Raw genomic sequence first — 23,467 nt, 5'->3', positions numbered from 1 at the left:
CCGCAACCCTGCGCGACTGCCAAAGCACAAGAAATCCATACGAAACACATAATCGAAACTCCGATGCTGAAGCCTTAAGTCCGGATATTTGATGACAGATTGCTGGCCATTGCGACATCTCGCGTAGCACGCGCCAGACGCATCGTTACCAGTTTGGCCTCAACCGAGGCATGTTTCTGCTCTATGCTTTCGAGATAGATATACTCGGCATCATCCCAAAAGGATGCGATTGCATCCGCAAAGCGACGGATGAGATCTTGGGAAAGAACGATGGCGTCGATTGATTGTGGTCCTGGCATGGCTGGCGTGTCATCATCAAAAAGCGAAGGCGATGGCTTCCGCTGCGGCCATAAATCCGGATGTTGATCCCACAGCTTCCGCGCCGATGGACCGTCTCCGTGGCGACACGCATTGCCGAGTAATTGAAGCAGGTCGAGATCGCCGTAAGCCTCAAACTTCGTTAGAGAGATTCCCCGTAGATCATAAAACAGTCTGTCGATTCCCTCCCATCGCTCGGTCATCACCCGTTTTGCAAAAGCGCTTCCCGGCCTAAGTTCCTCGGCGCATCCCCGAAGATAGGTTCGAACTTGTCGTTCCCACATCGATTGGATCGCGAGGCAAAACGCCAGTGTGGTTGCGTGCAACAGCACTTCTGTATCGGACTGCGCAAAGGGAGCCCCGGGATCATCGCTTCTCGACCAAGATTCGAGTTGAGCCTGCAAGGCGCTAAGGGACGGCTCTACAACCTCCTTAAGGAAGGCTCGCGCGATTTGTCCATAACCCGAAGACGCCACATCTGCGTAACAGTTCTTCCATTGAAACGGGATCGTCATGCTTCCATCCCAATCATTGCGAGAACGCCTCGGAAATCAGACCGCGCTGAAATGTATGCTCGGTGACAGTTTGATCGTCTCATTCAGTACCCATCACACAACTGATGCCAGAAGCAGCCACGCACTCGCTGTTCGAGCCAATCGGTGCTATTCGTAAGGCAATTCGCCGAACAGACCGATCATGAGGTCACCGTCGAGTTGCGCGAAGGGGATATCCACGTAGTGATCAGGATGCCGCGGCTTCGCCCTCCCGTCATTCGGTCCGTTCCTGGTGTGCCCCCGCACCTGTTCGCCGCTGTCCTTGATATAGGGCAAGATGACCAATCGACCGTGATTGATCGACCGGATCGTGCCTTCCTTCCATAAAGTGCTTCCCTCCGAGTCCCTGGTCGAGGTGGTGTGTTTGACCTGCCAGCCGACCCCGCCATCATCTTCGTACCAGAAGACAATGCCGTTCGAGACCAGCACCTTTTGGCCGTTGGCCAATGCTTCCGCCAGCATTCGCTGCACGCTCGCGAGTTGCAGCAACTGATTGGCCCGCGGCAGCAGGATCTGGCGGATCTTGGCTTTGGTCTTTCCCCAATGGGCGTCGGCGCTGCAGCCGAAACCGTTGGCGATCCGTGCCCGCATCGCTTTTGCCGCGGATCGCTCACCCGCCGTGTAAGGCTTGGACCATATATTGTCGTGCGAGAGGAAGAGAATCGAACGGTGCCAGCGGCGAGCCGGCTGCCCGACCATCACGACCCTCAGATAGGGCATGTCGGAAAGTTGATCGCTCAATTCTTGGCGGAAAGGCTCCGACTCCGCCGAGAGCACGATTGCCGATGGGTCCGGCCGCGGATCGCTCGCGTGCCGGCGCCGGGCTTCGGCCAGCATAAGCTCCTCTTCGTCGTGAAGACGCTCTTTGGATTGCAGGTTTTTCGCGACTTTAAGCTGAAGCGAATGCTTCTTCGTGGCATCCATCTCGCGTGCTGCAAGCGTGTCGCGGAGCGTCTGGTTGAGAGTGGCGGTCGCTGACCTTGCGGCTTCGCGATCGGGATAGACGTCGCCACGCACGTGTCCATCTTCGGCCGGCACCCTGCGATCGCGCCAGATCGGAGCCTGGTCGCCCTGCTCCACCAGCTCCTGCATCAACCAGTTATCGAACAGCGGGCGATAGTTCGGCCACACAGCGAGTGCAGTATCGAAATCGCGGGGGTTGTCTCCCCATTTCATTTCAGGTCTCTCCACGACGTCAGACGCGTTAGATTGATACATATATCGCGGGGATCCCCTCCCGGGCCGGGTCAGGACGCCCGATAGGGAATGTCGGATCGGCCGATGGGAAAGTCCCAATCGATGCCGATGGAGCGGAGCATGGTGCGCACGGTCCGCTCGGCGTCGGGCGGCGCCGCGGGACCGACGACGATCTCGGCGATCTTGTGCTGGACGCGGAGCGGCATTGGCTGGGCGATGTAGGGAACGATCTCGCTGCCGCGAAAGCGCGTCGTGACGAATGGCGAGACGACGGCCGGCGTTCCCATCATCACCAGACGCACCTCCTGCTCGTGCTCATAAGCGGGGTGCTTCGACGTGAGGCAGTTCCAGATCAGCGGCGAAGCGATGATCTCGCGGACGAACTGGTCCATGAACGGGATGCCGACAGTTTTGTCAGCCAGCAGATCGGTGTTGGCGTTCGCGGTGGCGAGAAAGATCGCCGCGGCCTCCTCAAGACAGGCTTCGTGCCGGCCGCACACATCGGCAAGACTGTAGCGAACCGGACCAACAAACTCCGGAAGCTGACCGGGTGGCGGAGCGTCGGCGACGACGAACAGCGATGGGGAGAGCCCGATCGCGACGCCTCGTCCGTTGTCCGCATAGGCGCGCCACTGGCCGAGATCGTCTCGTGCGCGGCTGAAACAGGCGATGAAGAATTCCAGGGTCGGAGCGAAATTGTCGTGCCGAAAGAGATCGAGGAAGCAGTCGAGAAACAGCCGGACCCGGCCATCCGCTCCGGTGGCAATGTGCTGGGCCACATCGCGGGCCATATCGATGCCGTGGGTCAGTTCGCTGGGGTCGTTGAGATGCCGGTAGTCGGTGAACCAGATCTGTCCGGCCTCGAGCATGCCCTTGAGGCCGCGCACGTCGGTGTAGTGATAGAGGGTCGTCGCAATCGTGCTGTCGTTCTGCTCGGACAGGAGATGCTGGCTCGTCCAGCCCTTGAACGCCTCGATCGCCTGTTGAAGCTGCGGCGGCAACGGCACACGGCTATGGTTGGGAGGATCGGTTTCAGACATGTGCCGTCAGGCCCGGTTTGAGGAGACGGCCGCTCGTGTCCATCTCGAAATGAACGGGATGGCTGATCGCCGCGAGGTCGAAATAGCTCTGCCCGGCGACCAACAGCGGCCACGCGTACCACGGCAATGTATAGGTCGAGACCATATAGGTCTCGTCCGGCGCGTCGGCGCGCGCGCCGGCGATCGGAAGGTAGGCCTCGGCGACGATGGAAACATTGGTGAGCTGCACGTCATTGTCTTCGAACACCAAGACGGTCCGGGCGCCGTCCGACTGTTTCCAGCGCGCGAGCTTGGGAAACTTCTTCTCGCAGGCGCGCGCGATGCGCTCGACGCGCGGCGTCTCGCTGCCGCGCGTCAGATGCTTGAGCTGGAATCGGCCCTCCATCCCGGCGATGCCGTCGAACCGTACTAAGGAAGCCTGAAACGGCACGCCGGCCGGCTGGGCCGTCACGAGCGTGCCCCGATAATTGGCATAGCGACGCGGCGGCAGTGTCGGCGCGGTGGCGGTGATCCAGGCGAGCAACGCGGCCTGAATGGCGCGCACCTCGGGCATCTTGCGATCCGTGAAGGCGTCGATCGGCAGGTGCATTTCGATGACGACGCCGTTGGCCAACATCGAGCCCAGCGCCGCAGCCGCGGCGGCCTGAAGCGGCAAGAATAGTGATGCTGCACGATTTTGATGCGCCATGAAGCCGTCGAACGGCTCGATGCCGGTGTGCTCGATGGCATAGAGCTGGTCATCCAGGCGGAACGCCATCTCGACGCGGGCATCCGCCGACGTCTCGCTGCCCCTGTCGCGTATCTGTACGTCCGAGCGCCACGCGCACTGGCGCTGCTCGAGATGCTGGATAATGCCCTCGCACGTCTCGGTTTCGTGAAAGGCCAGCACCGCGAAGTCCCTTCTCACTGCCGCTGGAAATCGCCGGGCTGATTGCCCCGATTGCTGCAGACGTAGGTCCGCCCCGTGGATTCACTCGATATCATCGCCGATCCGCGCCGGGGCTGCAGCACAGCGCGGATGGCACGCTTGAAATCGGTCCACGACATATCGTCCGGTCGCTCGATCCGCAGTGCGGTCTTGTGCGGTAGCAACTGCACATCGAGACCCCAGGATCGGAGGACGCTCATGGCACGGCGAATGTTGTCGCCGACCACTCGGTTGAACTCGCCAAAATAGGTATGCATCATCTTACTCCTCATCTGAATCATCGGCGGCAAAACCGATCGACACCGTCGCCAGGCCGTTGTTGCGGCTGAATCCGATCAAGACCCCTTCCCGATTCAGGGCGAGACGGATCGCTTTCAGTGTCTCGGGCCTGGAATCCCGCCCGCGCTCGACGTTGGAAATCGTGCCGGCAGAAAGCCCGGCCTGGGCCGCGAGGGCGCCCTGGTCGAGGCCCGCCATCATGCGCGCCGCCGCGTAGGTCCGCCCGAGCGCCTGACTGTTGGAAAGATTGAGCGGCATTCCCCATCCTCGGTTTCATTTAAATAGTATTACCTTAAATATGGCTAAAATACGGCATAACTTTCGTAGCTGAAATATACCGCGCTTGCTCATTTGTCGGCGTCCGGGGTAGCCGGAGGCCCAAGGCGCATGGGCTTCGCCGGCGGCGTCCCCCTCCCGTCCGGTCTGGTCCGTTGCTACATGGTAAGAATGGCAATCGCCGGAATCTGGCGCGAGGATCATGGCAATCATCCTCGGCCTTCGCGATGCTGACGACAGAGCCAGGCCCGGATGTCCCGCCGTATCACAACCGCCAGGTCGTGGCGGTCCAGACTGTGCGGGAGGGGCGAGCATGATCGTTGGGTTTCCTGGGCATGAAGGATTTTTCGGCCTCTTTTGGCCGGCGAGGATCGTGCATCCTTTCGACTATGAAAGGAGCCAATGCTCATGACGACCCAAGACCTATTGGACAAGATCACACAACTGCCGGAGAGACCTGTCGACGTCCCGACGGCGCCGCCCATCGAACTGGTGGCCTTCGTGGTGCGATGGAACCGCGGACTGCGGCAATGGAAGACGACGACGCTCGCCGACTTCGCGCGTGTCTCGGTCTCGACCGTGGAGCGCATCGAACGCGGCGAGCGCGTGAGCGACGATGCGCTGGACAGGATTGCTCAGGCGTTCGGCTATGAGGCGGGATATTTCACGGCGCCTCGCCTGCCATTGAGTGCCGGCGAAGCGGCTGCCAGCCTGGTGGACACCTATTCCCATCTTGAAATCGTCCCGGTCGCGCCGATGACAACGCATCGCGCGGTTCGCGACGCCGCGCGATGTGAGGCCGTCCTGATTCATCGTCCCGAGGTGCCCGAAGCCTACGACGATGATATCGCGGGTTTGCAGGAATGGCTCGATCTCGCGTCATTTATCTTGTCGGATATCGCCGAGCCGCCACCGTCCGAGCGGGGACGCCGCGATCTCTATAACGACATCCTCACCTGTGTCGGCAACCTGGAACGACGGGGTCTGACCGTTCTGTCCGGGGTGATGCCGGCTCCGCAAGATCGTTTGCCGGACTGGAAGGTCGCGGTCGTCTCGATCACGCCGCGCCTCACCGACCCCGGCGCGGCGAAGCGGCGGCACCTGATGGTCGATCGCCGCGTCGTGGCGTTACCCTCCGGGCCGACGACTACGTGATGCGCCTGCCTCGCCGGCCGGCGATGATAGCCAGCATGTTCACGACCGACCAGGTGCCCTCGGCGCACAGCGCGGCGGTTCTAAAATCAGCGAACCGCTTGTGCTGCAGCGCGAGCGCCAGACGTACCGCCGCCTTGGCGTGAGCGCGGGCCTCTTCGTTGCTTGAACCTTTCAGCTCCACTTCGAAGATCGCCTCCAGCATCCGCTTGGCGTCGGTATCGCTGGGGGTCTTGTCGTCGATGAGCGGATGCCGGGCGGGATCGTAAACCTCCTGCGCCACGGAGATCAGCACCTCGCGACAGAGAAGGCCGACGGCTTGATATTGCTCCTCGGTCTCGGCGCTATCGAGCCGCAGCCGCATCTCCTGAAGCTGGCGGTCAACTTTCCGCCAACCGGTCGGCTCCTCGAAGACGACCGCGCGGCGGGCCGATTGTGCGACAAAGATCGGTCTGCCGGAAATGGTCTTCCCCGCGACGACCTGATAGCCATCAGGCGCCAGCGCCTCGTTATAGACGCGCACAAGGGTTGATGCTTCATCTTCCTCGGGCCGCACGACCGGGTGCACGGTCTCGCAGAGAAAACGGAGAAATTCCGCATCAGGTCCGTACATCAGATTAAACCGGCGATCGTAGAAGACCCAGTCGCTCTCCCAGTCGCTATTGCGCACGCAATGCTGATAGATGTCGCCAGCGGCGTCCTGGTAGCGATGGTCGAACGACGGCAGCTTCGATAAATCATAGAGCCTTGCCAGAAATTCGTCGTCCTGCAGCCGGCCGGCCCAGCCCACCTTCGCAACGCTAAAATGATCGATAATGGCACGGCGTGTAACCTCCGAGATCTCCTTCGGCGCTTCATCCCCATCGGAGGTCATCGGTGTCTTGTCCATGGTGACTAAGCTGGCGTGAGCACGGCCAGGCGCTCGCAGATGAATTGCGCGATCTGCGCCGGGCTGAACCTGCGCGCGTCGACGTAGCCGTCGGTCTTGAAAACGCCGTCGACGGCGCCGTCATCGGTTCGCACGAACATGATGCGGGCATTGTCGCGCTCCATGATGATCTCCCTGATCGCCCGAAACTCGATGCCGCACCAGTCCTTCCTTTGGTAATCGGACCCCAGGAACACGACGATCAGCTTCGAACGATGCCGGTAGATCTCCTGCAGCAATGTGTCGAGCGACGGCCGTGCCAATTGCGATACGTAGTTGCTGTCGTAAAAATAGGAGTTCGGCCCGATCCTTCCCTCCAACTCGCGCGCCACCTGTTCGACAATCGCCCTCACCTCTCCCGGAAAAGAAAGAGCCACGTCGAAATGATGCTTGGTGATATCGACGGTCTTGGTCGCCTGCCCCGTCCAAGACGGCAGCGTGATGCGCCGCGCGGCGTGTAATTCCTTCGCAAGATTGACGTCCTTGACCGCCCAATGCGTCCGGTTCATTTCCCATTTGCCGATGTCGAGCTCGAAGGTGAGCTGTTCGAGATCGTCGGCGGACAGAAACGGATCGATGGCCTGCAGCTCGTATTCGATCCGAACCTGCCCCTGCCGTTTGGCGATGTCGCGGATCAGGCCGAATTTCGGTGCGAGCTGGTTGAACGCCTCGTAGGCGAAGATGCACGGCAGCCGTTTGAGTTCCGAGACCGCGGCCTCGTCCAGCGTTCCGAACCGCTCGGTGATCGCATTTTCGGTATACTCGCGAACGCAGCGCGAGAACTCGATCTGCCAGGGCTCGCCGTTCCAGGCCTCGGCATTGGAGGAAACAAGAAGATTGTACATCGAGGCGACCGCTGTTGTCGGTTTGGGGATTAGGCGTGGTGCTTAGAAGTGTTGCCGGCGGTTTTATCGGAATTTCTACGCCGGCGCACTGATCCGATCGTCCCAGGTCCGACGAAGATGAGCGGAAATCTCCGCTGAGGCCGTCAGCCAAGGACAAGCGCAGATGGCCAGTGGCCCATTAGGGGTCAAATAACCCATCGAGCCCCGGCCATTCGTTCAGAACCCGCCCGGCTCGTGTCCTGATGACCACCGGAGCGGCCGGCGCTGCCAGCAGCACGACGCCATAGGGCACAAAGAGCATGGAGACCGATCTCCAGCCCTGAGTTTGAAGCATGGCAATGGCGCGCCCATGATCGGTGGGCTCAAGCGGCCAAAGGTGCCGATTGTGAAGGTCGATATAGACCAAGGCATCCAAGCTCGCGCAAGCGGCGGCGCCATACCGCGCGGCTTTCGCCGACAGACGATCGACGACGAGCTGGGCCGCGTCGTCGAACGACATCGGCTGTGACGGCGTGTACGGCTCCAGCACGTCTGCGATATGTTGTGCATTGCGATATCTGTCCTGGCGCCGACGCCACGCCAAGCCGCGCTTGTTATCGCCGACGATGTCCATGATTTGGAAATCGGTAGCTCGAAATCGGACGTCGATCGGCTCGTCCCTGCTCGCGAAGATCTCACCGTCCTCGAAGGTTTCACCGATACAACGAAGGAATGCGCGCACGACCATGCGCTCCCGTTCCGGCTTTTGCGGATTTGAGAAAAGGCGCCGGGCGCGATCGGCGTGTTCGCGCAGTTTGGCGAGGAATGCGTTGTCGGAAAAGGCCATTGTCCCCAGAGATAGCAGTTGGTCACGGAGCCTGCGTGACTTCTTCTTCAAATGGTACGGCGGTCGCGGCAATCGCGTCCCGCAACACTGCAAGATCCCGGTGAATCCCAGCGCAGCGCCTGGTCGCATCACGCACCTGCTGGACGTCAAAGACGTTCGGACCGTGTTCGGCGCGCTCGAATTCGTCGAGATATTCAAGATTCTTTTTCACGAGTCCGACCCTATAGGGCTGGCGCGGTTTGCCCTTGAAGGCGCCTTCCCATGTCTCGCCATGGACCAGAAAATTGCGCACCGGCCGGAGGTCATCCAGCTCCTTGTAAAGGCGTTGTAGCGTCGCCTTGTGTTCATCGGGCACGCCTCCGAAGTCACACCACTTCTTGAAGATCTTGATCTTGTCCGCGCATGTCCGTCCGGAATACTCGTCGAACAGCGCTTCGAGCGGCGCCTCATTGATGAGGTCCATCAACAGGAGCACCCTGAACTCGACGCGGCCCATCTCGGTCAAAAACTCCCCGAGCGCTTGATGCATCGCATCGGACGGCGTTCGTCCCCCAGACCTTAACCGGCGCCGCCATTTCCGTCGCCGTTGAGCTTTTCTTGACTTCCTCGACATGAATATCCCCTAAGCAGGACCGAGGCCCTCTGGTAGGAGCGTGTTCTTTCGCATATCGCTGCCCGTGGCTGGCTCCGGGCCGGCGACGCCATTCAATAGCAGGATGGCGCTGGCCCGTGTAGGGCCAGGCGCGCCGTGGCGAAGGTTGATCACAATGGCTTGGCAAAAGACTCCAGACGGTTCGTTCCTGGATCATAGCGGTAAGGTTCTGTTTTTCAGCAAGGATCGGTTTGTGAACGATATCTGTCTCGGCCGCTGCTGCTTTATCTGCGGCGCACAGCCCGGGTCAAAAGTGTTCAACGACGAGCATGTTATTCCTGAATGGGTGCTGCGGAAATTCAACCTGTTTAACAGGACGATCACATTGCCAAATGGCGGGGCCGTTAAGTACGGACGGTTCAAAGTCCCCTGCTGTCAGGACTGTAACTCTTTGATGGGACGCCAGATCGAAGAGCGGATCAGCAAGGTCGTCAATGCCGGCCCGGAGGCCGTGCAGAAGCACATCGCCGACGGCAACGGATTGGAGTTCTTCGTCTGGTTGGGCCTGATCTTTCTCAAGGTCCATCTCAAGGACAGGGAGTTTCGAATACACCAAGACCTTCGCGAGCCGGATGACAAGATCGGAGACCTGCACGACTGGCAGGCGCTGCATCATATGCACTGCCTTGTGCGGTGCTTTGTAAACGGGGCCACCCTTGAGAAGGAGGTGTTTGGATCGCTAGGGGCATTTGCGGCGAAGACGGAAGGATGGCGTGAGGAATTCGACTATGGCGACATAGTCGACGCGCAGACCATGCTGTTGAGGCTCGGGAATGTTGTGCTGATCACGACGTTCGATGACGCCTGTGGGGCAATAAATGGCGCGATGCCGAGACTCGAAAAGATAGAGGGACCATTGTCGGAGATCCAAGCGCGCGAGGTCATGGTCGACTTCGCCTTTATGAACCTGAGCTTGAAGGAGCGCCCACGTTTTTATACCGAGTGCGACATGGGGAACGAGACGATTACTGAGAAGGCTGTGATGCCCGAACAGTTCGAGCTGGGTGAGCTTGACTTCGCGCTGCGAGGGCGCATGTTGCGCGACTCGCTCGGCGACGGCGTGAAGCAGATACGGGTCGCAGGGAAAACACAGCAAGAGATCGAACAGGCTATCGACGGTGGACGCTTCACTGTTTTGTTCGATGACACTGGCGCGTTCGTCAAGCAGAGCTTTACGTCTGATACACCGTGAATGCCGTGGTGTGACTATCCTCACTAGCTTCTCGTGACGATCTGACTGAACAGCACGGTACGGCGAGAATCCTGCATGAGCCAATCAGACGCCAGGGTATAGAAGGCAAGCCTACCGAAAATCCCGCGTCTTCACCCTGATCTGGTCGAGGCGACGATAAGGATCTTCGATGTCACGCGGCTTCGGCCCTTTGGGCAGGCTGCGGTGATCGAGGCCCGGACTTCCGTGATGGAATTCGTCACCCCGGCCATGCGGCACCGGAAACGCCATGTTCGCGGACACCGACGCTGGCCAGTTCCGGCGACAGATCGGTGAACTGCCGCGCCACGAGATGCGCCACCTAGCCTTCTCGCTGGATTGGGACATTTGCGTCAGGGCCTGGCGTTGTTTCGGCACGGAGCCACGATTCTCCTTACGGTGAGTCGGTCGAACGGCACAAGCAGCAGCCGTCAAGAATGAGCGCGAGAGCCAGACGACGCCCGCTTGATCAGCGGTGTTTCGTCGACGCGCAAGCTCCGGTTAATCTAGGGTTTTGTTGCCGAACCGCGCGAAGGTCGAGTACGGGAAGATCTATCACTTCATAACGCGACATTTACGGAATTAGAGCCCGCACATTTTCGATATCGACATCGATGCTGCCTCATTCGGCCTGTGACAGAATCGATTTCAGGTTGCTCATGACCGCCGCCTCAATCCAGCCGCGGTCCTTTCCAAAGAGATCCGCCATCCCGTCAAGAGTTATCGGGATGTCGCTCGGTCGACTCGGCCTACCGCCGGTTTGGGTAAAAGGCCCGTCGGTTTCCGTGAGGAGGCGATCGAGTGGCACCCCCCTTACGACGGCGCGATGCTTCTCATTGTTGAGCATTTGTGCATTGATCGAAAAATAGCAGCCCAGATCGACGGCGCGGCGGGCTTCCGCCGCCGTTCCCGTGAACCAATGCAATACCACACGTCCACGTGGCGGTGGCATATGCTGCTCGATCATGTCGAGGACGACCTTGGCCGCCCTGACGCTATGCACAGTGAGGATCTTGTTTCGCGCCGCGGCGCAGGCGGTTAGTACGCGGTTAAAGACCTCCTTCTGTTTATCGAAGCTTTTGTAGAAGCGCGGCCCGGCGTCGAGCCCGACCTCTCCCACGTAACGTGTATGTGACAACAATTCTTCCCACAGGACGATTTCTTGCGCACGATCAGCAACCAACTGGGGATGGAGACCGAGTGCGGCCCGCACATGACGTGTGAGCTTCGCGAGTTCGTGATTTCTTGACCACGCCTTCGGCGTAGTGGTCACCGCCAATGTGAAGACGCCATCGCGCTCACAGCGCTCGACCGCTGCAGCGTGATCGGGGTAAAGATCCAGGTGACAGTGAAAATCGACAAGGCCGGAGGAACCCATAGACACCTCTTAAGATGGCGCGGTGCGCACGCCTTGCAACAATCGGCCGACTTCCTGCAATCCGCGGCGATAGACGTCAGCGAGCGCGTCGTGGCGATCGGGATCGTCATAGAGCGGCCCGGGCTTATGAATGAGCGCCTTGGCCAAGTCCGGGCGGTTGGCGAGACGCTCGATGGCGATCTGGAAGGAACGGACCTGTTGTCCTTCAGCTTGCTTCGTATCCAATGTGCCAGCACTCAGATCCGGGAGGCTATAGGTCGTCGAATCGCTACGCCGCAGCGAAGCACGCCGGATGAGGCAAGGCAGGCAATATCCGCAGTGTCCCTGCGGCTTCTTGGTCCATCGTCCCTTCGACGGAGAGGAACATGAAAGCGACAAAGGCGCTAATGTCTTCAGCAGCGCAGGGTTAGCACAAGCGAGCACCATCTCACCCTTCGTCTTGTTCCAATATGGGTTCTCCACCCGGCCCGCGATGCCGAGCGATCGGAGCAGTTCGTTCCACCTCGCTATATAGAAAGGATGCGTTGTCCGTGTGCTCAGCGCACCTAGCCGCAAGCGGTCGAGCGGCACATTGAGCGCGATCAATCCGTTCTCGGGGACCTTGAGGACGAAATCACGCCCGACGGCGGTGCCTGCCGCGATACCCAAAGAGAAAAACAGGAAGGACCGACCGCGTGTCGTCTCCTCCGATGCCACATTTTCCACCAGGCCGCTGTCGAAACTCATCCAGACGCGGAGCCGATTAAATGAGGAGGTTTTATATGCAGCCTTCAATCCGTCGAAACACTGCTCCTGCGATTTGCTGACCAACCCTTCTCCCGCGTGGCTTACCAGGAGCGGCGTTCCGCCAGCCTCGAGCGTGTCGATCGCGCCAATCAAGCTGTCCAATCCGCCCGAGAACAGACTCACGCCGTCGAAGGGCGCGGGAATCAACTGGGGCGCTGCGACCGAAACCAAGGTCGCGAAGCCCTTGGGGCGTTTTCGGAAACCGACAGTCCATTTGTCGCCGGTCAGGAAGTTGAGTGCACGGGTGAGGATGGGTGTGGCCGCGATCCAGCGTACGGGATCGCTGACGGGAATGACCAAACGGATTTCGCGGGTCCAAGCATCCTGCGATTCCGTTGCGCGCGACAGCCGGGTATCCGCGGCGTGGACGTGGGCGGCGACCACGAGCATGTCAGCTCCGATCTCGCTCGGCGTAAGCCCCAAGGCTTTGAGATCGCCCAACGCACGGCCGATGCCGTGATCAATCCGCTTCCCTGCGACAAGTTGCAACGTCGAGAGAACCTCGTCGCGTGCTTTGGGCACGCGGGCCCTATCGCCCGGCCCGAAGCGCCCGATGATGACATGCCGTCTCATCTCGCCGCCTCCCCCTCGCCCATCGTCTGCAAGACTTCGAAAGCCGATTGATAGACTGTAGTCACGAAACCTATGACCGCATTGGGCGTCAGCGACTGAATATTGACGCCGGCGGCATTGATGGCGTCGCTCACGCCGCGCTGAATGAAGTCTCGCAATTGAGCTTGGACGCGCTCTGCCGCGCGTGGGTCCGCCGGTAAGGTGATGAGCTTGGCGCCGACATCGTTGCAGATGCGCGCCTCTATCGCGTGTGTGGCGTAAAGCTCGAACACCGTCTGGATCTGTCCCGGCGTGAGAGCGTCGATGTCCGTGATTCCTGCGCCAGCGAGATCGGCGATGGTTTCGACGAAGGCGTCGCGAGCGATGCCTTCGTCAATCGAGCCGCCTTCGGGACAGATATAGTCGGCGAGACCGGCGAAGACTTCCTCGACCGGGCGCCCCGCCAAACTGTCGAGATTGAGGGTCCGTAACGCCTCGCGCACGCCATTGGTGCCGGCGTCGTTGAGGAAACGGATGAGGCCCGCGGCAGCGCCACGCGATGATCCCATACGCTGCGCCGCTTGACGCGATCCCCCCGCAGACTGGGATACATATTGTGAGACTGCACGGCCGAGGCTCCGACGATCACTTCCGCCGGAACTTGTGAAGCGCGAGAAATTATTACGCGCCGACGTAAAGCGATCCGAAGCGCCCGGCCTCGGTGTCGCCTGGAGCGGAGCTGGCGCAGCGGGAGCCGTCGGCACCCTACCGTCAGCGGGTGCAGGTTGAGCACCAGCGCCTCCATCGGTGCCTGCATTATCACCCTCTCCTCGGAGCCAACTCGGAACGAGCGGTGTCGTACCGCCGGCTCCGCCATAAGCACTTGACGTCCCCATTAGCGCCCGGCTTTCTGGCGGGTGCGGAGCGCCGCGGTTGCCGTCGTCTTGAGGAACGACGACTTAGACGTGGACCAGCCCTCCAACAACTTCTCAAAACGCGCCACGGCATCAGCTTCCTTGATGACGCCTTCCCAGCCACTCGCCGGCCACGGGCCGCATCGATCACGCGGCAAAGCTTCGAGGAGATCGAGAAGATTGGCCTGCAATGTCGGGTGGGCGCGAACCAACACGGCGAGACCGTTCACGCCGGGTGGCGCGGTATCGAAAGCGTCCCCGCCCATGATGCGGCCGCGCAACTCCTCGAACACCTGAGCGGCCTCGGCTGGCACGAGTTGCTTGAGCTCGCCTTCGAAGGCTTGGACCGATAGTTTGGGACCGAGCAGCTTTTCTACCACTGCCGCGAGACGTCCGAGCACCGAGGCGGCGCCGAAATAGTCTTTCCGATCCTTGGTCACGAACAGATACGGCCGCAGATCGACATCGGCCAAGCTCGGAGAAAGCCTCGCCCAGGCGCGTATGGCGTCGGCTGCCTTCCACTCGATCAGGATCGGGCTTTCGTTCGACGCGGAGACGACGACGGGTGGCGTGTCGTCGTCCCGGCCGGTGTTTTTCGATCCATTCCGCTTGCGCTTCGGCGTCTCCTTCTCTTCGGAGACGGCCTCCAGCGCCGCGAGGTCTTCGCATTGGCCATCCGGATGTCGCGCGGCAGCGCTGGCGATCTGATCGAAAAGCCGCGACAGGAAACGCTCCGCCAACATGAGCTTGGCGAGCACGGGCAGTTTGACCTCATCGCCGAAGCCGCGAGCGATTGCGGTCTGATGGCGGAGCAACAAGGTGTTGAGAAAACGTTTGATCTGACGCGGATTGCCCTGCGTTCCGCTGGCGAGGATCGGCCCGATCTGGTCGCTCAACGTCAGGGCATTCTGGACTTGCGGCGCTTTATCGCCGAGTGTGGTCTTGACGGTTTGAGCGTCGAGACCGGCAGCCTTCCACGGACGCTTGAGCAGCTCCCGCGCGACCCCGATCAGTGACGCGTAGGCCGGATCGTCGTCGGCCAACTCGGCGCCGACTAGCAGTAACGTGACATAAATCCGGGTCTCCGTCTCGCCCAGTGCCGGAATGCGAAACGGCACCTGGATGAGTTTTTCGAGATAGTTGCGAGCGTAGTCGCGAGGCCCGGTTGTATCCGGCAGCTCCGGGAAATGCTTACGCACGGCATATTCGATCATTGCCTCGTCAGCTGCCACAATGAAGGCAGTGCGATCCGTGAACACGAACAAGCGTACTGCTTCAAGTGTCTCAATCGCCGTATCAGGAAGGCAGCGGTCCAGGTCGTCGATCAGGACGATGAGTTGCTGGATCCCTGCTTGTTTAAGGAGGTTGTCGAACGCCTTACGGAATGCGTCGATTTCCTTGGGCACATTCTTGGATTCGCCGGGCTTAAGTAAACCTTGAACACCATCGATGGCCTTGTCGTAATTGTCTTGCGTCGCAAGCTTGGCCGGATCGGCGAAGATTCCCTTTAGCGTTTCCACGACGTCGCTGACCTGATCGGGTGTGGGGATCCCGGTGAACGCTGTGAATGCGAGACCACCGCCCTTCCGCGCGACCTTCAGCCAATCAATTCTTGCGAAGATGTCCTTGACCGCGTCTCCCGCTTTGGTGAGCAGCGGCCGATTCTCGACGAGGCCGGTGACGATGCCTTCGATAAGCGCGATTTTTGCGTCTTCGAATCCCTGAAATCGCCAACCGTTGAATTTGATGCAGAGGACGTTCGCGTCGGTCGCGAGGTTGGCCTCGATCATTTCCAGGACGCTGGATTTGCCAGCTCCCCAGTCGCCATGCACGCCGACGGTGACTGGGCGCTCGGGCTTCTCGCGCAGCAATTCGATGATTGTTTTGGCGATCGCCTCATTGTTGAGGAGGTCGATCTTCGTCTCATTGTCGGTAAGTATCACGGCACGCATCCCCCCCGAATGCTTCGAATCGGCCTGCTGTTTTGATTGCCTCAGCGTCGCATGGCGCGGCATACTGCCGGAACGGGTAAAGTTCCGCCACATATTCCCGCATAGGATGAAGCCATTTTCCATCGGGATGCCCGATAATTCCGCTTTCAGGGAGCGGGCTGGCAGGTTCACACCCTAATTTCCTTAGCAGAAAGATGGTGGGGCGACGCCGTCGTTACGATCTCCAAGAGCATCGTGGTGCAAAAGTGTCGGATCTGCTGCGACAGCCGTGACCGGTCCTCACGAAGGATCCAGAATGGATGCCATTGCATCGATATGCCCATCGATATGCTCAAGGACCGATGCCGGGACGACGTCTCTCTCTGACAAGTCAAACCATTTGTCGTGTATCGATGTAGCGGTCTCAGCGACAGCCGTCGCTACGGCGCCTTCCGGAAGGCGGCTGCGGTTAGCAAAATTACGCCACCTGTCGGGAGTGAGGCTCTTGAATGATTTTGCGCCAGCCAAGCTGAGCGCCATCTCGTCCTTCGGAAGGTAGGGTACCGTCGAAAGGACATCGTAGACCGGCGCCAACGCGGGGCTCCGTCCGTCGCCGGGATATAAAAGCGACCAGTTTTTGAGATGCATATCGCCGTTGCCTGTCATCGCGGTGAACGCCAGTCGTCGAACGAACTCGATGGCAGCGTCGTATGACAGGGCAGTGTTCAGCACGATAGCGATGTTGTGATATCCGGCGCCAGTATACTTTTCCGCCGGATATCGTCCGAAGACCTGTGCAAAGTCTTCCATATGAATGCGGGCGCCATCTGGACCGCGGTCAAATCGTCGAACCAGCAGCACCTTGCCGGTCGATAGCGTATTGAACTCTTCGGGAATGCCGTCGAAGTCCGTCTTTTCCACCAGCTCGCGCGCGGGCACTTCCATGCCCAATGCTTCCGCCAGCGCTAGGATAGCGAATTCATTCTCCGAGAGCCCGATGTGCGTGAGCGAAGGAAATTTCGCGATGTATTGCCCTTGTCCGTCATCGACGGCGAGCGTGACGCCCCCCTCTTTCCCAGCATTCTTCATCACCGAGAGCTTCATTTGCACGCCAGCCAACGAAAAGCGCGCTTTGCCTTTACCCGGCAGCGCCGCCCCAGCAGGAGCCGCGCTTCCGTCGCTCGGTAGCGCACGTACCGCCCCCGGCAGATTGGTACCTAAGGCGGCAAGCAGATCGAAATCATTGCCTGGCCTCACAAATCCTGCATGATGCTTTTCCATGGCTTCGCGCAGTTTGTCCTCGGGCAGCAAGTTGGCGAAGAACGGCGGAAGCGCGCCGCGTACTGGTTTGGGATCCTTACGGAGTCCACCGCCCTCCGCGCGAAGCGACAGGCTGAAGACAGGCGGATCTTTCATGGCCCGGTAGCTGGCCGAAAGATTGAAAGCGTTGTAGTCGCCGGGTGTCCGGACCAAGGTCCCGACCGCTAAACCGTTCAGCGATATGTCGAGCGACTGGACGCGCTCAGCGGCCGCTTTAGGATTCATGGCGTTCGTCCTCTTCGACGTCTGAAGTGAAGGCGGGCCGATCTTCCACATCGTCCGTTGGGCGCAACATGGATTGCACGGCGGGCACCATCGCTTGCGGGATCAACATCATCTCCATCCCGAGCGCGCGGGCGATGTTGACAAGCGTGGTTGTGCGCGCCGCCGCGGCCCCGGTCTCAATATCCCGGTAGCGAGGTCGGCTGATATTGGCCCGATCGGCCGTTTGCTCCTGAGTCAGACCAGCGGCCTCCCGGGCCCTGCGAAATTGCAGCCCGAGCTCCTTGAGAAACTCGCTTTCGGCCATTTTGAGATACCTTTACGTATCATATCGATCCATAAAGATATGTATACGTATCAAGCAGAAGTCAAGGCTATGAATCTTAAACATATCATCCTACGATAAATGATCTCTAAACATATCTTCCTAAGGGGGGATCTCTGAAGGGATCGCGCAAGAACAGTGGCGTCCATAGCGTGTGCCTCAAATAAGCTTCAATTTTCAATAGAAAGAGGCCAAATTGGGAAAAAAATAAGGCGCAGTTGAATCTGTTCTTCTTATGTTCTATGGTGGATGGATGTCATTTCTCAGCGATACTGACCTGGAAAGCCTGCGGATCGAGCAGAGCGTTTTCCACATTGTTGGCCCCGGCGAAGAGTATTTTCAGCTTCTGACGGCCTTCGATGCGGGGCGGCACGCGCCTTTCTTTCTGGGTCGCGTCAAGTCCGTGAACGGCGGCAACCGGTACGAGTTCCTGCAAGACGCACCGGTTCGGAAGCAACTCGCGCGCATCAGCCGCGACAAGACAACCTTCCAGGAAGAGAGCGAGAAACTGGCCACCGCTTTCAACGGGGCTCACGGAGGCAGTACGGCAGTCGGAGCCTTCCTGATCTTTGTGCTCTCCTGCACGAGCGGCCGGTTGTTCGCGCTGCTAAAATTCGAGGACGAGAAAGTCCTGAGCTACGACTACGAGGTCGGCGGCCGCTCGGGAAAGCCCAAACCGACCTTCGGCGAGATCGAACGGACCTTCGTGCAGAATCGCAACGCCCTGCAGAAGGCTGCACTTATCCGTCTTGGCAAGGAGCGCGACGAAATCTGCGTTGTCGATCGCCAAAACCCCCAGCGGCCAGCCGCCTATTTCGAGCAGTTCCTGCTGGCCAGGCGGCAGCGAACGGAAGAAGAGCTGACAAAAACGATTATCGATGTCACGCGCAACGTCGCGCAGAAGCACAAGGCGATGTTGCCGCCGGAAGCGATGAAGAACCTTGCGCAACGGCTATATGACGCCAGCCAGTCTGGCGGATCAGTCGATGGTGAGAACGCGGAGAACTGGCTGAAAAGCATTTTCGGACCGTTGCCGGATGACAGCCCGGTGGTGAAAGATTTCAAAGCCGGTTTGAAGCGTGAGGGAATGACCGGGGAATCGTTCGTTCTCCAGAAGAACGCCATCCAGGCGCCGAAAAATCGGCGCGTCGAGACCGCCAGCGGGATCAAACTGACTATCCCCGTAGGTCTCACATCTTCAGTCGTTTTGGTGAATCGCGACAAGGGCGAGATTATCATCAAGGACCAGATCACACTCGATGACTACGAACTCAACACATCTGGTCGATCGCGTTCGTGAACTCATTGCGACCGGCACCCAGGTAGACGAACGCATCGATACGCTGGTGCTGCGCGGAGCGTTGCCGTCTGCCGAGGCGCAGGCGGATTGGATTGCGTTCGTCGATAACGTCCCTGCGCCCTTCACCTCGTTGCAGGTTTACAATGCCGCCTTCGGCGGCGATTTAGTCATCGGTGAGACGTTCGATTCCGAGCGTGAGATTATCATTACGCTCGGAAAGCCGGCGATCGACGGCTATGCTTTTTTCATGTTCCAATCGGCTGTCGCGCCCTATCTGGCGCAACGTAGCGTGCTTGCCCGGCTTGCAATTGCCGATCTCAGTCCCGCGCATGCGTTTCGTGCGCGCGGATTGGACGTCGTCCCCTGGAATCTCGCACAATCCGCTGTACCGCCCGAGCCGCCCTTAAGCCCTATCGATCCCACCCGCTATGTCCGCGACTTTGTCCCGGACCGCGAAGTTGTCACCGATCTTGGACCATGGATTTTATTGACGCCCCCGGCCGCGTCTTCGCTGGCCTTTCAGGCCTGGGAAGCGATTGCCGCCCGGCGGCTCCTGGGCGGTCTGGTCTCCCGCGCCTGGCTGGAAGACGGTCAGGTCTGGTTGCAGGCGGCAGGTCCGCCGATATACCGCGTTGAAGCCGACAATGCCGCTTTGCCCGGCGCCCTCCCCCGACTGACCGAAGTCACGAATTGGGTCTTTCTTTCAGGGATGGATATCGAAGCCCGTCATTTGCTGTTTTCGGGTGAATTGGCCAGAGCCAGCCGTCCGCAGCAAGATCTCGTCACCACCCTTGATCGGGCACTGGAGGCCGCCAAGGCGGCGTATGAGGCTCACGTCCAGTCGTCGAGCCGTGAGACGCTGAAGACTCTCGCCGATCTCCGCAAGACCGTCATCGACGAGACCCAGAAGGTTGCTCAACGGGCGCAAGATCTCGCCGCCACGCTTTGGCGCGACCTCGCCGTCTCAGCCGCGCCTTTCGTGCTCAAGATTCTGGGCGATGCCGGCAAGCCACCCAGCCCGCTGATTTCGTCCGTCTTCTACTTCACGGCGGCGGTGTTCGTCGGTCTCTCGTTTGCTCTGCAGTGGCGCATTAACGGGTCATTTTTCAAGAGCCAGCAGTCTTCCCGGCAGAGCTGGATGCAAACCTTGTACAGTTATATCTCGGCGCGCGAGCGCGAAGAGATCGCCGAAGCGCCGATCGAGCAAGCCATGAAGAACTACCGCGAAACCCGCCTCATTCTCACGGTGGTGTACGCATTCCTGGTCGCGGCTCTGATTGCGGCTGGTGTGCACACGCTGAACCATGCGCCTGCCGACCAGACCACAAACCATCCGGCGGCTATGGAAAAGCCGCAACTTCCACAATCAAAATCAACTCCTTCTGACAAGCATTGACCCCGGCTCGACGCAGGCAGCAAGGGACGGCGCCGAGCGGCGACGATCAGAACGTCTCGCTGGCCCATCGTCGGCGAGCCAGCTCCGGTTGCTCAACAGATTTTCAGTTGGAAAGCGGCGGTCGCCCGCGACCGTCTACTACGCTTTTGTCTACGCTAGGATCGCCTGCCGCCGTACTCACCTGAAAAAACAGTTTCGCAAGTTTGGCTTTGCGGCTTTGATGCTCGTGGTTTGACATGCCGATGCAGCATACCGTGCTTGGATGCCTGATGAACACGTTTTTTCTCTTGATGGCGCAATACGGCGGCAAGCCCATCATCCCCGTCGAGGATGTATGTCGCGATTACTTTTTTCATCTCAACGCAACGAAGTTCGTCCAGAAGATATCGACCGGCGAAATAGCAATTCCACTGGTCCGAATTGAAGCAAGCCAAAAAAGTGCCAAGGGTGTTCACCTGGCCGACCTGGCTAAATATCTTGATGCTCGCGTAGAGGCGGCACGAAGGGAAATGATCAGTCTTACAACCTAAACTCGCGCGCAAAGGCTTGCACACGGCTTCCTTTTGCAGGAAGCAGTTTATTGGCCCGCTGCCCGCGCGCTTCAACGAGTGCCGCCAAAGCCGCGCATATTGTCCGGTAGACAGCGAATCCCGTTCGAAATGATCATCTTCTGACAAAATAGTGTGGACGCCACAACGAACGCGATGAGCCTTCGCGAGGTCAACTACCGCATCCTCCTCAGCCTGCGGGTTGCTCCCGACCACTCTTTGCTATGTCTAATCCGGCAATGGTCGCCTGTGCAAACCGCCGGACTTGGTTTTTAGCCGAACAGGTGATCAATCGCAGCGACGCTGCGGGTTACATTGGAAGTAGATCTGAGGCTGTGCACCTTCGATCGTCATCGCGATAAACCGGATGGGGGTCGCTTTGCCGTACGCCACGCAAAGCTTTCCCCCGAATGTTGATGTCCGTCAGTATCACGCGTCCGTTTTCCAGGCAGATCAACGTCGTGTCGCCATTGTCGACCCGGAAATGTAAAGTCTTAGCAGGCACTCCCATCCGCCTGATTCTACAGTCGAAAGCTTGATAATCCTTGGACGTCGCTTGAAGGTCAGATGCTCGCGCTTAATGAGGTATGGAGGCAATTTAGCCACGCAAGATGTGCCACTTACTTGTTTGCAAACCCCTACATATATGAAATCGTTCAAATTCTCAGCATCCGGAACAGCCGTCTGTTCTTGCACTGTTCTATGACGTTCCTTGACGTTGAGCGCCACTATCGCGACGCTGCGGGCCCGGTCCGGATCAAATTCCGGAAGCAGTTCCGCACTGCTCCATTCGCCTGACGCGAGGGAATCATGCCGAAGAATATCGTCGTCTTCTCGGACGGGACCGGCCAGGACGGTGGGGCGCGTCCCGAGCAGCGCATCAGCAACATCTACAAAATGTACCGGGTTTCGCGGGACCACGCCGACACCGCAATCGAACCGGCGCAACAGGTGGTCTTCTACGATGCGGGGCTCGGCACGGATATCGGAACTACCGCCCTCACCGCGCCCGTCCGCTCTGTCCAGAAACTCCTCGGATCGGTAACGGGTGCCGGCATCAAGCGTAACATCGCCGACTGCTACGAATTCATCATCAACCACTACCAGCCCGGCGACAGGGTCTACCTGTTCGGATTCAGCCGGGGCGCCTACACTGTCCGCAGCCTCGCCAACCTGATGATGCTCTGCGGCATCCCAACGAAGACGTCCGCCGGTCCCGTGACGCGGTTCCGCAAGGCTGTACGCGACATCGCCTGGGAGGCCGTCGATACCGTACTTGAGCATGGCGCCGGCCACCCGCGCGCGGAGTTCGAGGACGAGCGCTTGGAACTCGCCCGCCGCTTCCAAGTGAAATACGGGTCCGGCGACGGATCGGACTCCAATGCCGCTCCCTATTTCATCGGGGTGTTCGACACCGTGGCAGCACTCGGCGCCAGCGGTATGCGATATCTCCTCATCCAGGCAGGATTGTCCGCCGGCGTCTCGCTTGCGGCATTCGTCGGCGGCTTCATTCCCGCGGTTGCGATCGCAGCGTTAAGCAGCTGGCTCTTCGGAACGGGATTCATGGTCGTGGGCTTCGTGCTCCAGATCCTCATCCTGGCCGCTGCAAACGCCGTCTTTTGGTATTGGCAGAACAAGGCGACCACCAAGACCATCACGGATTACCCCGAACCGGGTCAATCGCGGTCCCACAAGGCGATGTGGAAAGGCGAGAACTTCGATCGCCTATTAAGCAGACACGTCGCCTTCGCACGAGCCGCCAACGCGATCGACGAGACCCGAAAGGATTTCGATCGAGTGGGCTGGGGTGGCGGCGAGGAAGGAGCGCCGCACTTTCCCGGTCACGCTAGGCTCGTGCAACGTTGGTTTGCTGGCAACCATTCTGACGTCGGTGGATCGTATCCCGAGCCGGAGTCGCGCCTATCCGACATTGCGCTGCGCTGGATGTGCGAACAGGCGATCTCGGTTCCCGACGGATTGAAGACAGGGCCGATATTCGTGGACGGCGTGAAAATGCCAGATACGGGAGATGCAGGCCCTGCCCTCAACATTTCTCCCGCCGCCAACGGTGTGCAGCACTGCGAAGTCGCCGGCATGCGCGATACGCTAGAGGCACTCTCGGAGAAACTGCCCAAATGGCATTGGCTCCAGAGCCGTGTCGCAGGAATGAACTGGGAAACGAAGGTGCGCGACATCACGCATGACGCGCCGGTCGATCCGACTGTCACAACTCGGTTTTCTCTGCCCGATGTCACGCAGTGCGCGAATGTCGGCGCTTACAGACCCGAGGCGTTACGCAAACACGACGATTTCAAACATCTCTATCCAGAAGATCTGACGTCGCCAGCGTCGGCTCCCGCTCCAGAAACCCATTTGATTTCGATTCACCCTCGACAGCCTGAAAACACGATCGCCCCTTCCTGAGCGGAAGCCAACGGTCCCATCAGGTGCCGATCTTCGGGTAGTGTTCGGTTCCGCGGGCACTAATGCTGGCGGCCTCACGGATCCGGCGTCGAAAGATGAATTGATATCGACCGCGATACTTTGGAAATTTACCCGCAAGAACTATGGGGAGAATCACTCTCCGGGA

Annotated in this window: 22 protein-coding genes and 1 pseudogene; 7 read left to right on the top strand and 16 right to left on the bottom strand. The window is 59.5% G+C overall.

Going from position 1 to position 23,467, the window contains the following annotated elements; genetic code table 11:
• Window positions 1-74: 74 nt before the first annotated feature.
• The 6 genes from B5V03_RS01500 to B5V03_RS01475 all read right to left on the bottom strand — a co-directional run bounded on the left by B5V03_RS01500 (window position 75) and on the right by B5V03_RS01475 (window position 4,574).
• A complete protein-coding gene (locus B5V03_RS01500) occupies window positions 75-833 on the bottom strand; it encodes a hypothetical protein (RefSeq protein ID WP_206736104.1) in 759 nt (252 codons plus the stop codon).
• Window positions 834-980: 147 nt separating this feature from the next.
• Complete coding sequence (locus tag B5V03_RS01495) at window positions 981-2,048, bottom strand: hypothetical protein (protein ID WP_129267502.1); 1,068 nt, start codon at window positions 2,046-2,048, stop codon at window positions 981-983.
• Window positions 2,049-2,119: 71 nt separating this feature from the next.
• Window positions 2,120-3,109: a DUF2971 domain-containing protein gene (locus B5V03_RS01490; RefSeq protein ID WP_129267501.1), complete on the bottom strand. Its 990-nt coding sequence runs from the start codon at window positions 3,107-3,109 to the stop codon at window positions 2,120-2,122.
• On the bottom strand, window positions 3,102-3,998 hold the full coding sequence (locus B5V03_RS01485; RefSeq protein WP_129267500.1) for a hypothetical protein: 897 nt from the start codon (window positions 3,996-3,998) through the stop codon (window positions 3,102-3,104). The genes B5V03_RS01490 and B5V03_RS01485 overlap by 8 nt, the downstream gene beginning before the upstream one ends.
• Before the next feature lie 14 nt (window positions 3,999-4,012).
• On the bottom strand, window positions 4,013-4,297 hold the full coding sequence (locus B5V03_RS01480; RefSeq protein ID WP_164987714.1) for a hypothetical protein: 285 nt from the start codon (window positions 4,295-4,297) through the stop codon (window positions 4,013-4,015).
• Between the two features lies 1 nt (window position 4,298).
• The gene (locus B5V03_RS01475; protein ID WP_129267498.1) at window positions 4,299-4,574 is read right to left on the bottom strand and encodes a helix-turn-helix domain-containing protein; all 276 of its coding nucleotides are present in this window, start codon (window positions 4,572-4,574) and stop codon (window positions 4,299-4,301) included.
• Between the two features lie 189 nt (window positions 4,575-4,763).
• On the opposite strand from B5V03_RS01475, the pseudogene B5V03_RS42980 reads away from it, so the two are divergent.
• Together B5V03_RS42980 and B5V03_RS01465 are read left to right on the top strand one after the other, a co-directional pair.
• Window positions 4,764-4,885: pseudogene (locus tag B5V03_RS42980) on the top strand (SOS response-associated peptidase); the annotation flags it as partial.
• Window positions 4,886-5,000: 115 nt separating this feature from the next.
• The gene (locus tag B5V03_RS01465) at window positions 5,001-5,747 is read left to right on the top strand and encodes a helix-turn-helix domain-containing protein (RefSeq protein ID WP_164987713.1); all 747 of its coding nucleotides are present in this window, start codon (window positions 5,001-5,003) and stop codon (window positions 5,745-5,747) included.
• Here the strand turns inward: B5V03_RS01465 and B5V03_RS01460 are convergent.
• From B5V03_RS01460 to B5V03_RS01445, 4 genes are all read right to left on the bottom strand, one after another.
• Complete coding sequence (locus B5V03_RS01460; RefSeq protein WP_129267496.1) at window positions 5,740-6,633, bottom strand: hypothetical protein; 894 nt, start codon at window positions 6,631-6,633, stop codon at window positions 5,740-5,742. The two genes, B5V03_RS01465 and B5V03_RS01460, sit on opposite strands and share 8 nt — an antisense overlap.
• A gap of 5 nt (window positions 6,634-6,638) precedes the next feature.
• A complete protein-coding gene (locus B5V03_RS01455) occupies window positions 6,639-7,517 on the bottom strand; it encodes a toll/interleukin-1 receptor domain-containing protein (RefSeq protein WP_129267495.1) in 879 nt (292 codons plus the stop codon).
• A 178-nt stretch (window positions 7,518-7,695) separates the two neighbouring features.
• Window positions 7,696-8,343: a DUF1780 domain-containing protein gene (locus tag B5V03_RS01450; RefSeq protein ID WP_164987712.1), complete on the bottom strand. Its 648-nt coding sequence runs from the start codon at window positions 8,341-8,343 to the stop codon at window positions 7,696-7,698.
• A 22-nt stretch (window positions 8,344-8,365) separates the two neighbouring features.
• A complete protein-coding gene (locus tag B5V03_RS01445; RefSeq protein WP_164987711.1) occupies window positions 8,366-8,872 on the bottom strand; it encodes a hypothetical protein in 507 nt (168 codons plus the stop codon).
• 187 nt (window positions 8,873-9,059) lie between these two features.
• Here B5V03_RS01445 and B5V03_RS01440 point away from each other — a divergent pair, with 187 nt between their 5' ends.
• The gene (locus B5V03_RS01440) at window positions 9,060-10,187 is read left to right on the top strand and encodes a hypothetical protein (RefSeq protein ID WP_129267492.1); all 1,128 of its coding nucleotides are present in this window, start codon (window positions 9,060-9,062) and stop codon (window positions 10,185-10,187) included.
• Between the two features lie 640 nt (window positions 10,188-10,827).
• Here B5V03_RS01440 and qatD read toward each other — a convergent pair.
• The 6 genes from qatD to B5V03_RS01405 all read right to left on the bottom strand — a co-directional run bounded on the left by qatD (window position 10,828) and on the right by B5V03_RS01405 (window position 17,615).
• Window positions 10,828-11,583, bottom strand: coding sequence for a Qat anti-phage system TatD family nuclease QatD (gene qatD / locus B5V03_RS01430; protein ID WP_129267491.1), 756 nt, complete (start codon window positions 11,581-11,583; stop codon window positions 10,828-10,830).
• Between the two features lie 9 nt (window positions 11,584-11,592).
• Window positions 11,593-12,942, bottom strand: a complete 1,350-nt coding sequence (gene qatC / locus B5V03_RS01425; protein ID WP_129267490.1) for a Qat anti-phage system QueC-like protein QatC — start codon at window positions 12,940-12,942, stop codon at window positions 11,593-11,595.
• On the bottom strand, window positions 12,939-13,817 hold the full coding sequence (gene qatB / locus B5V03_RS42885) for a Qat anti-phage system associated protein QatB (protein WP_129267489.1): 879 nt from the start codon (window positions 13,815-13,817) through the stop codon (window positions 12,939-12,941). The genes qatC and qatB overlap by 4 nt, the downstream gene beginning before the upstream one ends.
• Window positions 13,817-15,958, bottom strand: a complete 2,142-nt coding sequence (gene qatA, locus B5V03_RS01415) for a Qat anti-phage system ATPase QatA (protein ID WP_245502136.1) — start codon at window positions 15,956-15,958, stop codon at window positions 13,817-13,819. The genes qatB and qatA overlap by 1 nt, the downstream gene beginning before the upstream one ends.
• 108 nt (window positions 15,959-16,066) lie before the next feature.
• On the bottom strand, window positions 16,067-17,311 hold the full coding sequence (locus B5V03_RS01410) for a type II toxin-antitoxin system HipA family toxin (RefSeq protein WP_129267488.1): 1,245 nt from the start codon (window positions 17,309-17,311) through the stop codon (window positions 16,067-16,069).
• Complete coding sequence (locus tag B5V03_RS01405; RefSeq protein WP_129267487.1) at window positions 17,301-17,615, bottom strand: helix-turn-helix domain-containing protein; 315 nt, start codon at window positions 17,613-17,615, stop codon at window positions 17,301-17,303. Before B5V03_RS01405 ends, B5V03_RS01410 begins: the two co-directional genes overlap by 11 nt.
• 271 nt (window positions 17,616-17,886) lie before the next feature.
• Between B5V03_RS01405 and B5V03_RS01400 the strand changes: the two genes are divergently transcribed.
• The 4 genes from B5V03_RS01400 to B5V03_RS01380 all read left to right on the top strand — a co-directional run bounded on the left by B5V03_RS01400 (window position 17,887) and on the right by B5V03_RS01380 (window position 23,301).
• Window positions 17,887-18,933, top strand: coding sequence for a nucleoid-associated protein (locus B5V03_RS01400; protein WP_129267486.1), 1,047 nt, complete (start codon window positions 17,887-17,889; stop codon window positions 18,931-18,933).
• A complete protein-coding gene (locus B5V03_RS01395; RefSeq protein ID WP_129267485.1) occupies window positions 18,893-20,329 on the top strand; it encodes a hypothetical protein in 1,437 nt (478 codons plus the stop codon). The genes B5V03_RS01400 and B5V03_RS01395 overlap by 41 nt, the downstream gene beginning before the upstream one ends.
• Window positions 20,330-20,598: 269 nt before the next feature.
• A complete protein-coding gene (locus B5V03_RS01390) occupies window positions 20,599-20,859 on the top strand; it encodes a pyocin activator PrtN family protein (protein WP_129267484.1) in 261 nt (86 codons plus the stop codon).
• 828 nt (window positions 20,860-21,687) lie between these two features.
• Window positions 21,688-23,301 (top strand): DUF2235 domain-containing protein, encoded by a 1,614-nt coding sequence (locus B5V03_RS01380; protein ID WP_129267482.1) that lies wholly within the window; start codon window positions 21,688-21,690, stop codon window positions 23,299-23,301.
• Window positions 23,302-23,467 lie beyond the last annotated feature (166 nt).

This window comes from Bradyrhizobium betae (assembly GCF_004123905.1).
GTDB classification, from domain to species: Bacteria; Pseudomonadota; Alphaproteobacteria; order Rhizobiales; family Xanthobacteraceae; genus Bradyrhizobium; species Bradyrhizobium betae_A.
Note: the sequence above shows the minus strand (reverse complement) of the source record. Positions and strands in the feature narration are given on the sequence as shown.

Coding starts and splice junctions, on each gene's coding strand:
- B5V03_RS01465 (WP_164987713.1), top strand. CDS start 5,001: ATGACGACCCAAGACCTATTGGACAAGATCACACAACTGCCGGAGAGA.
- B5V03_RS01500 (WP_206736104.1), bottom strand. CDS start 833: ATGACGATCCCGTTTCAATGGAAGAACTGTTACGCAGATGTGGCGTCT.
- qatB (WP_129267489.1), bottom strand. CDS start 13,817: ATGGGGACGTCAAGTGCTTATGGCGGAGCCGGCGGTACGACACCGCTC.
- B5V03_RS01395 (WP_129267485.1), top strand. CDS start 18,893: ATGACTACGAACTCAACACATCTGGTCGATCGCGTTCGTGAACTCATT.
- B5V03_RS01495 (WP_129267502.1), bottom strand. CDS start 2,048: ATGAAATGGGGAGACAACCCCCGCGATTTCGATACTGCACTCGCTGTG.
- B5V03_RS01475 (WP_129267498.1), bottom strand. CDS start 4,574: ATGCCGCTCAATCTTTCCAACAGTCAGGCGCTCGGGCGGACCTACGCG.
- B5V03_RS01410 (WP_129267488.1), bottom strand. CDS start 17,311: ATGAATCCTAAAGCGGCCGCTGAGCGCGTCCAGTCGCTCGACATATCG.
- B5V03_RS01440 (WP_129267492.1), top strand. CDS start 9,060: ATGGCGCTGGCCCGTGTAGGGCCAGGCGCGCCGTGGCGAAGGTTGATC.
- B5V03_RS01490 (WP_129267501.1), bottom strand. CDS start 3,109: ATGTCTGAAACCGATCCTCCCAACCATAGCCGTGTGCCGTTGCCGCCG.
- B5V03_RS01450 (WP_164987712.1), bottom strand. CDS start 8,343: ATGGCCTTTTCCGACAACGCATTCCTCGCCAAACTGCGCGAACACGCC.
- B5V03_RS01380 (WP_129267482.1), top strand. CDS start 21,688: ATGCCGAAGAATATCGTCGTCTTCTCGGACGGGACCGGCCAGGACGGT.
- B5V03_RS01445 (WP_164987711.1), bottom strand. CDS start 8,872: ATGCATCAAGCGCTCGGGGAGTTTTTGACCGAGATGGGCCGCGTCGAG.
- B5V03_RS01400 (WP_129267486.1), top strand. CDS start 17,887: ATGTCATTTCTCAGCGATACTGACCTGGAAAGCCTGCGGATCGAGCAG.
- qatC (WP_129267490.1), bottom strand. CDS start 12,942: ATGAGACGGCATGTCATCATCGGGCGCTTCGGGCCGGGCGATAGGGCC.
- B5V03_RS01480 (WP_164987714.1), bottom strand. CDS start 4,297: ATGATGCATACCTATTTTGGCGAGTTCAACCGAGTGGTCGGCGACAAC.
- B5V03_RS01405 (WP_129267487.1), bottom strand. CDS start 17,615: ATGGCCGAAAGCGAGTTTCTCAAGGAGCTCGGGCTGCAATTTCGCAGG.
- B5V03_RS01390 (WP_129267484.1), top strand. CDS start 20,599: ATGAACACGTTTTTTCTCTTGATGGCGCAATACGGCGGCAAGCCCATC.
- qatD (WP_129267491.1), bottom strand. CDS start 11,583: ATGGGTTCCTCCGGCCTTGTCGATTTTCACTGTCACCTGGATCTTTAC.
- B5V03_RS01460 (WP_129267496.1), bottom strand. CDS start 6,633: ATGGACAAGACACCGATGACCTCCGATGGGGATGAAGCGCCGAAGGAG.
- B5V03_RS01455 (WP_129267495.1), bottom strand. CDS start 7,517: ATGTACAATCTTCTTGTTTCCTCCAATGCCGAGGCCTGGAACGGCGAG.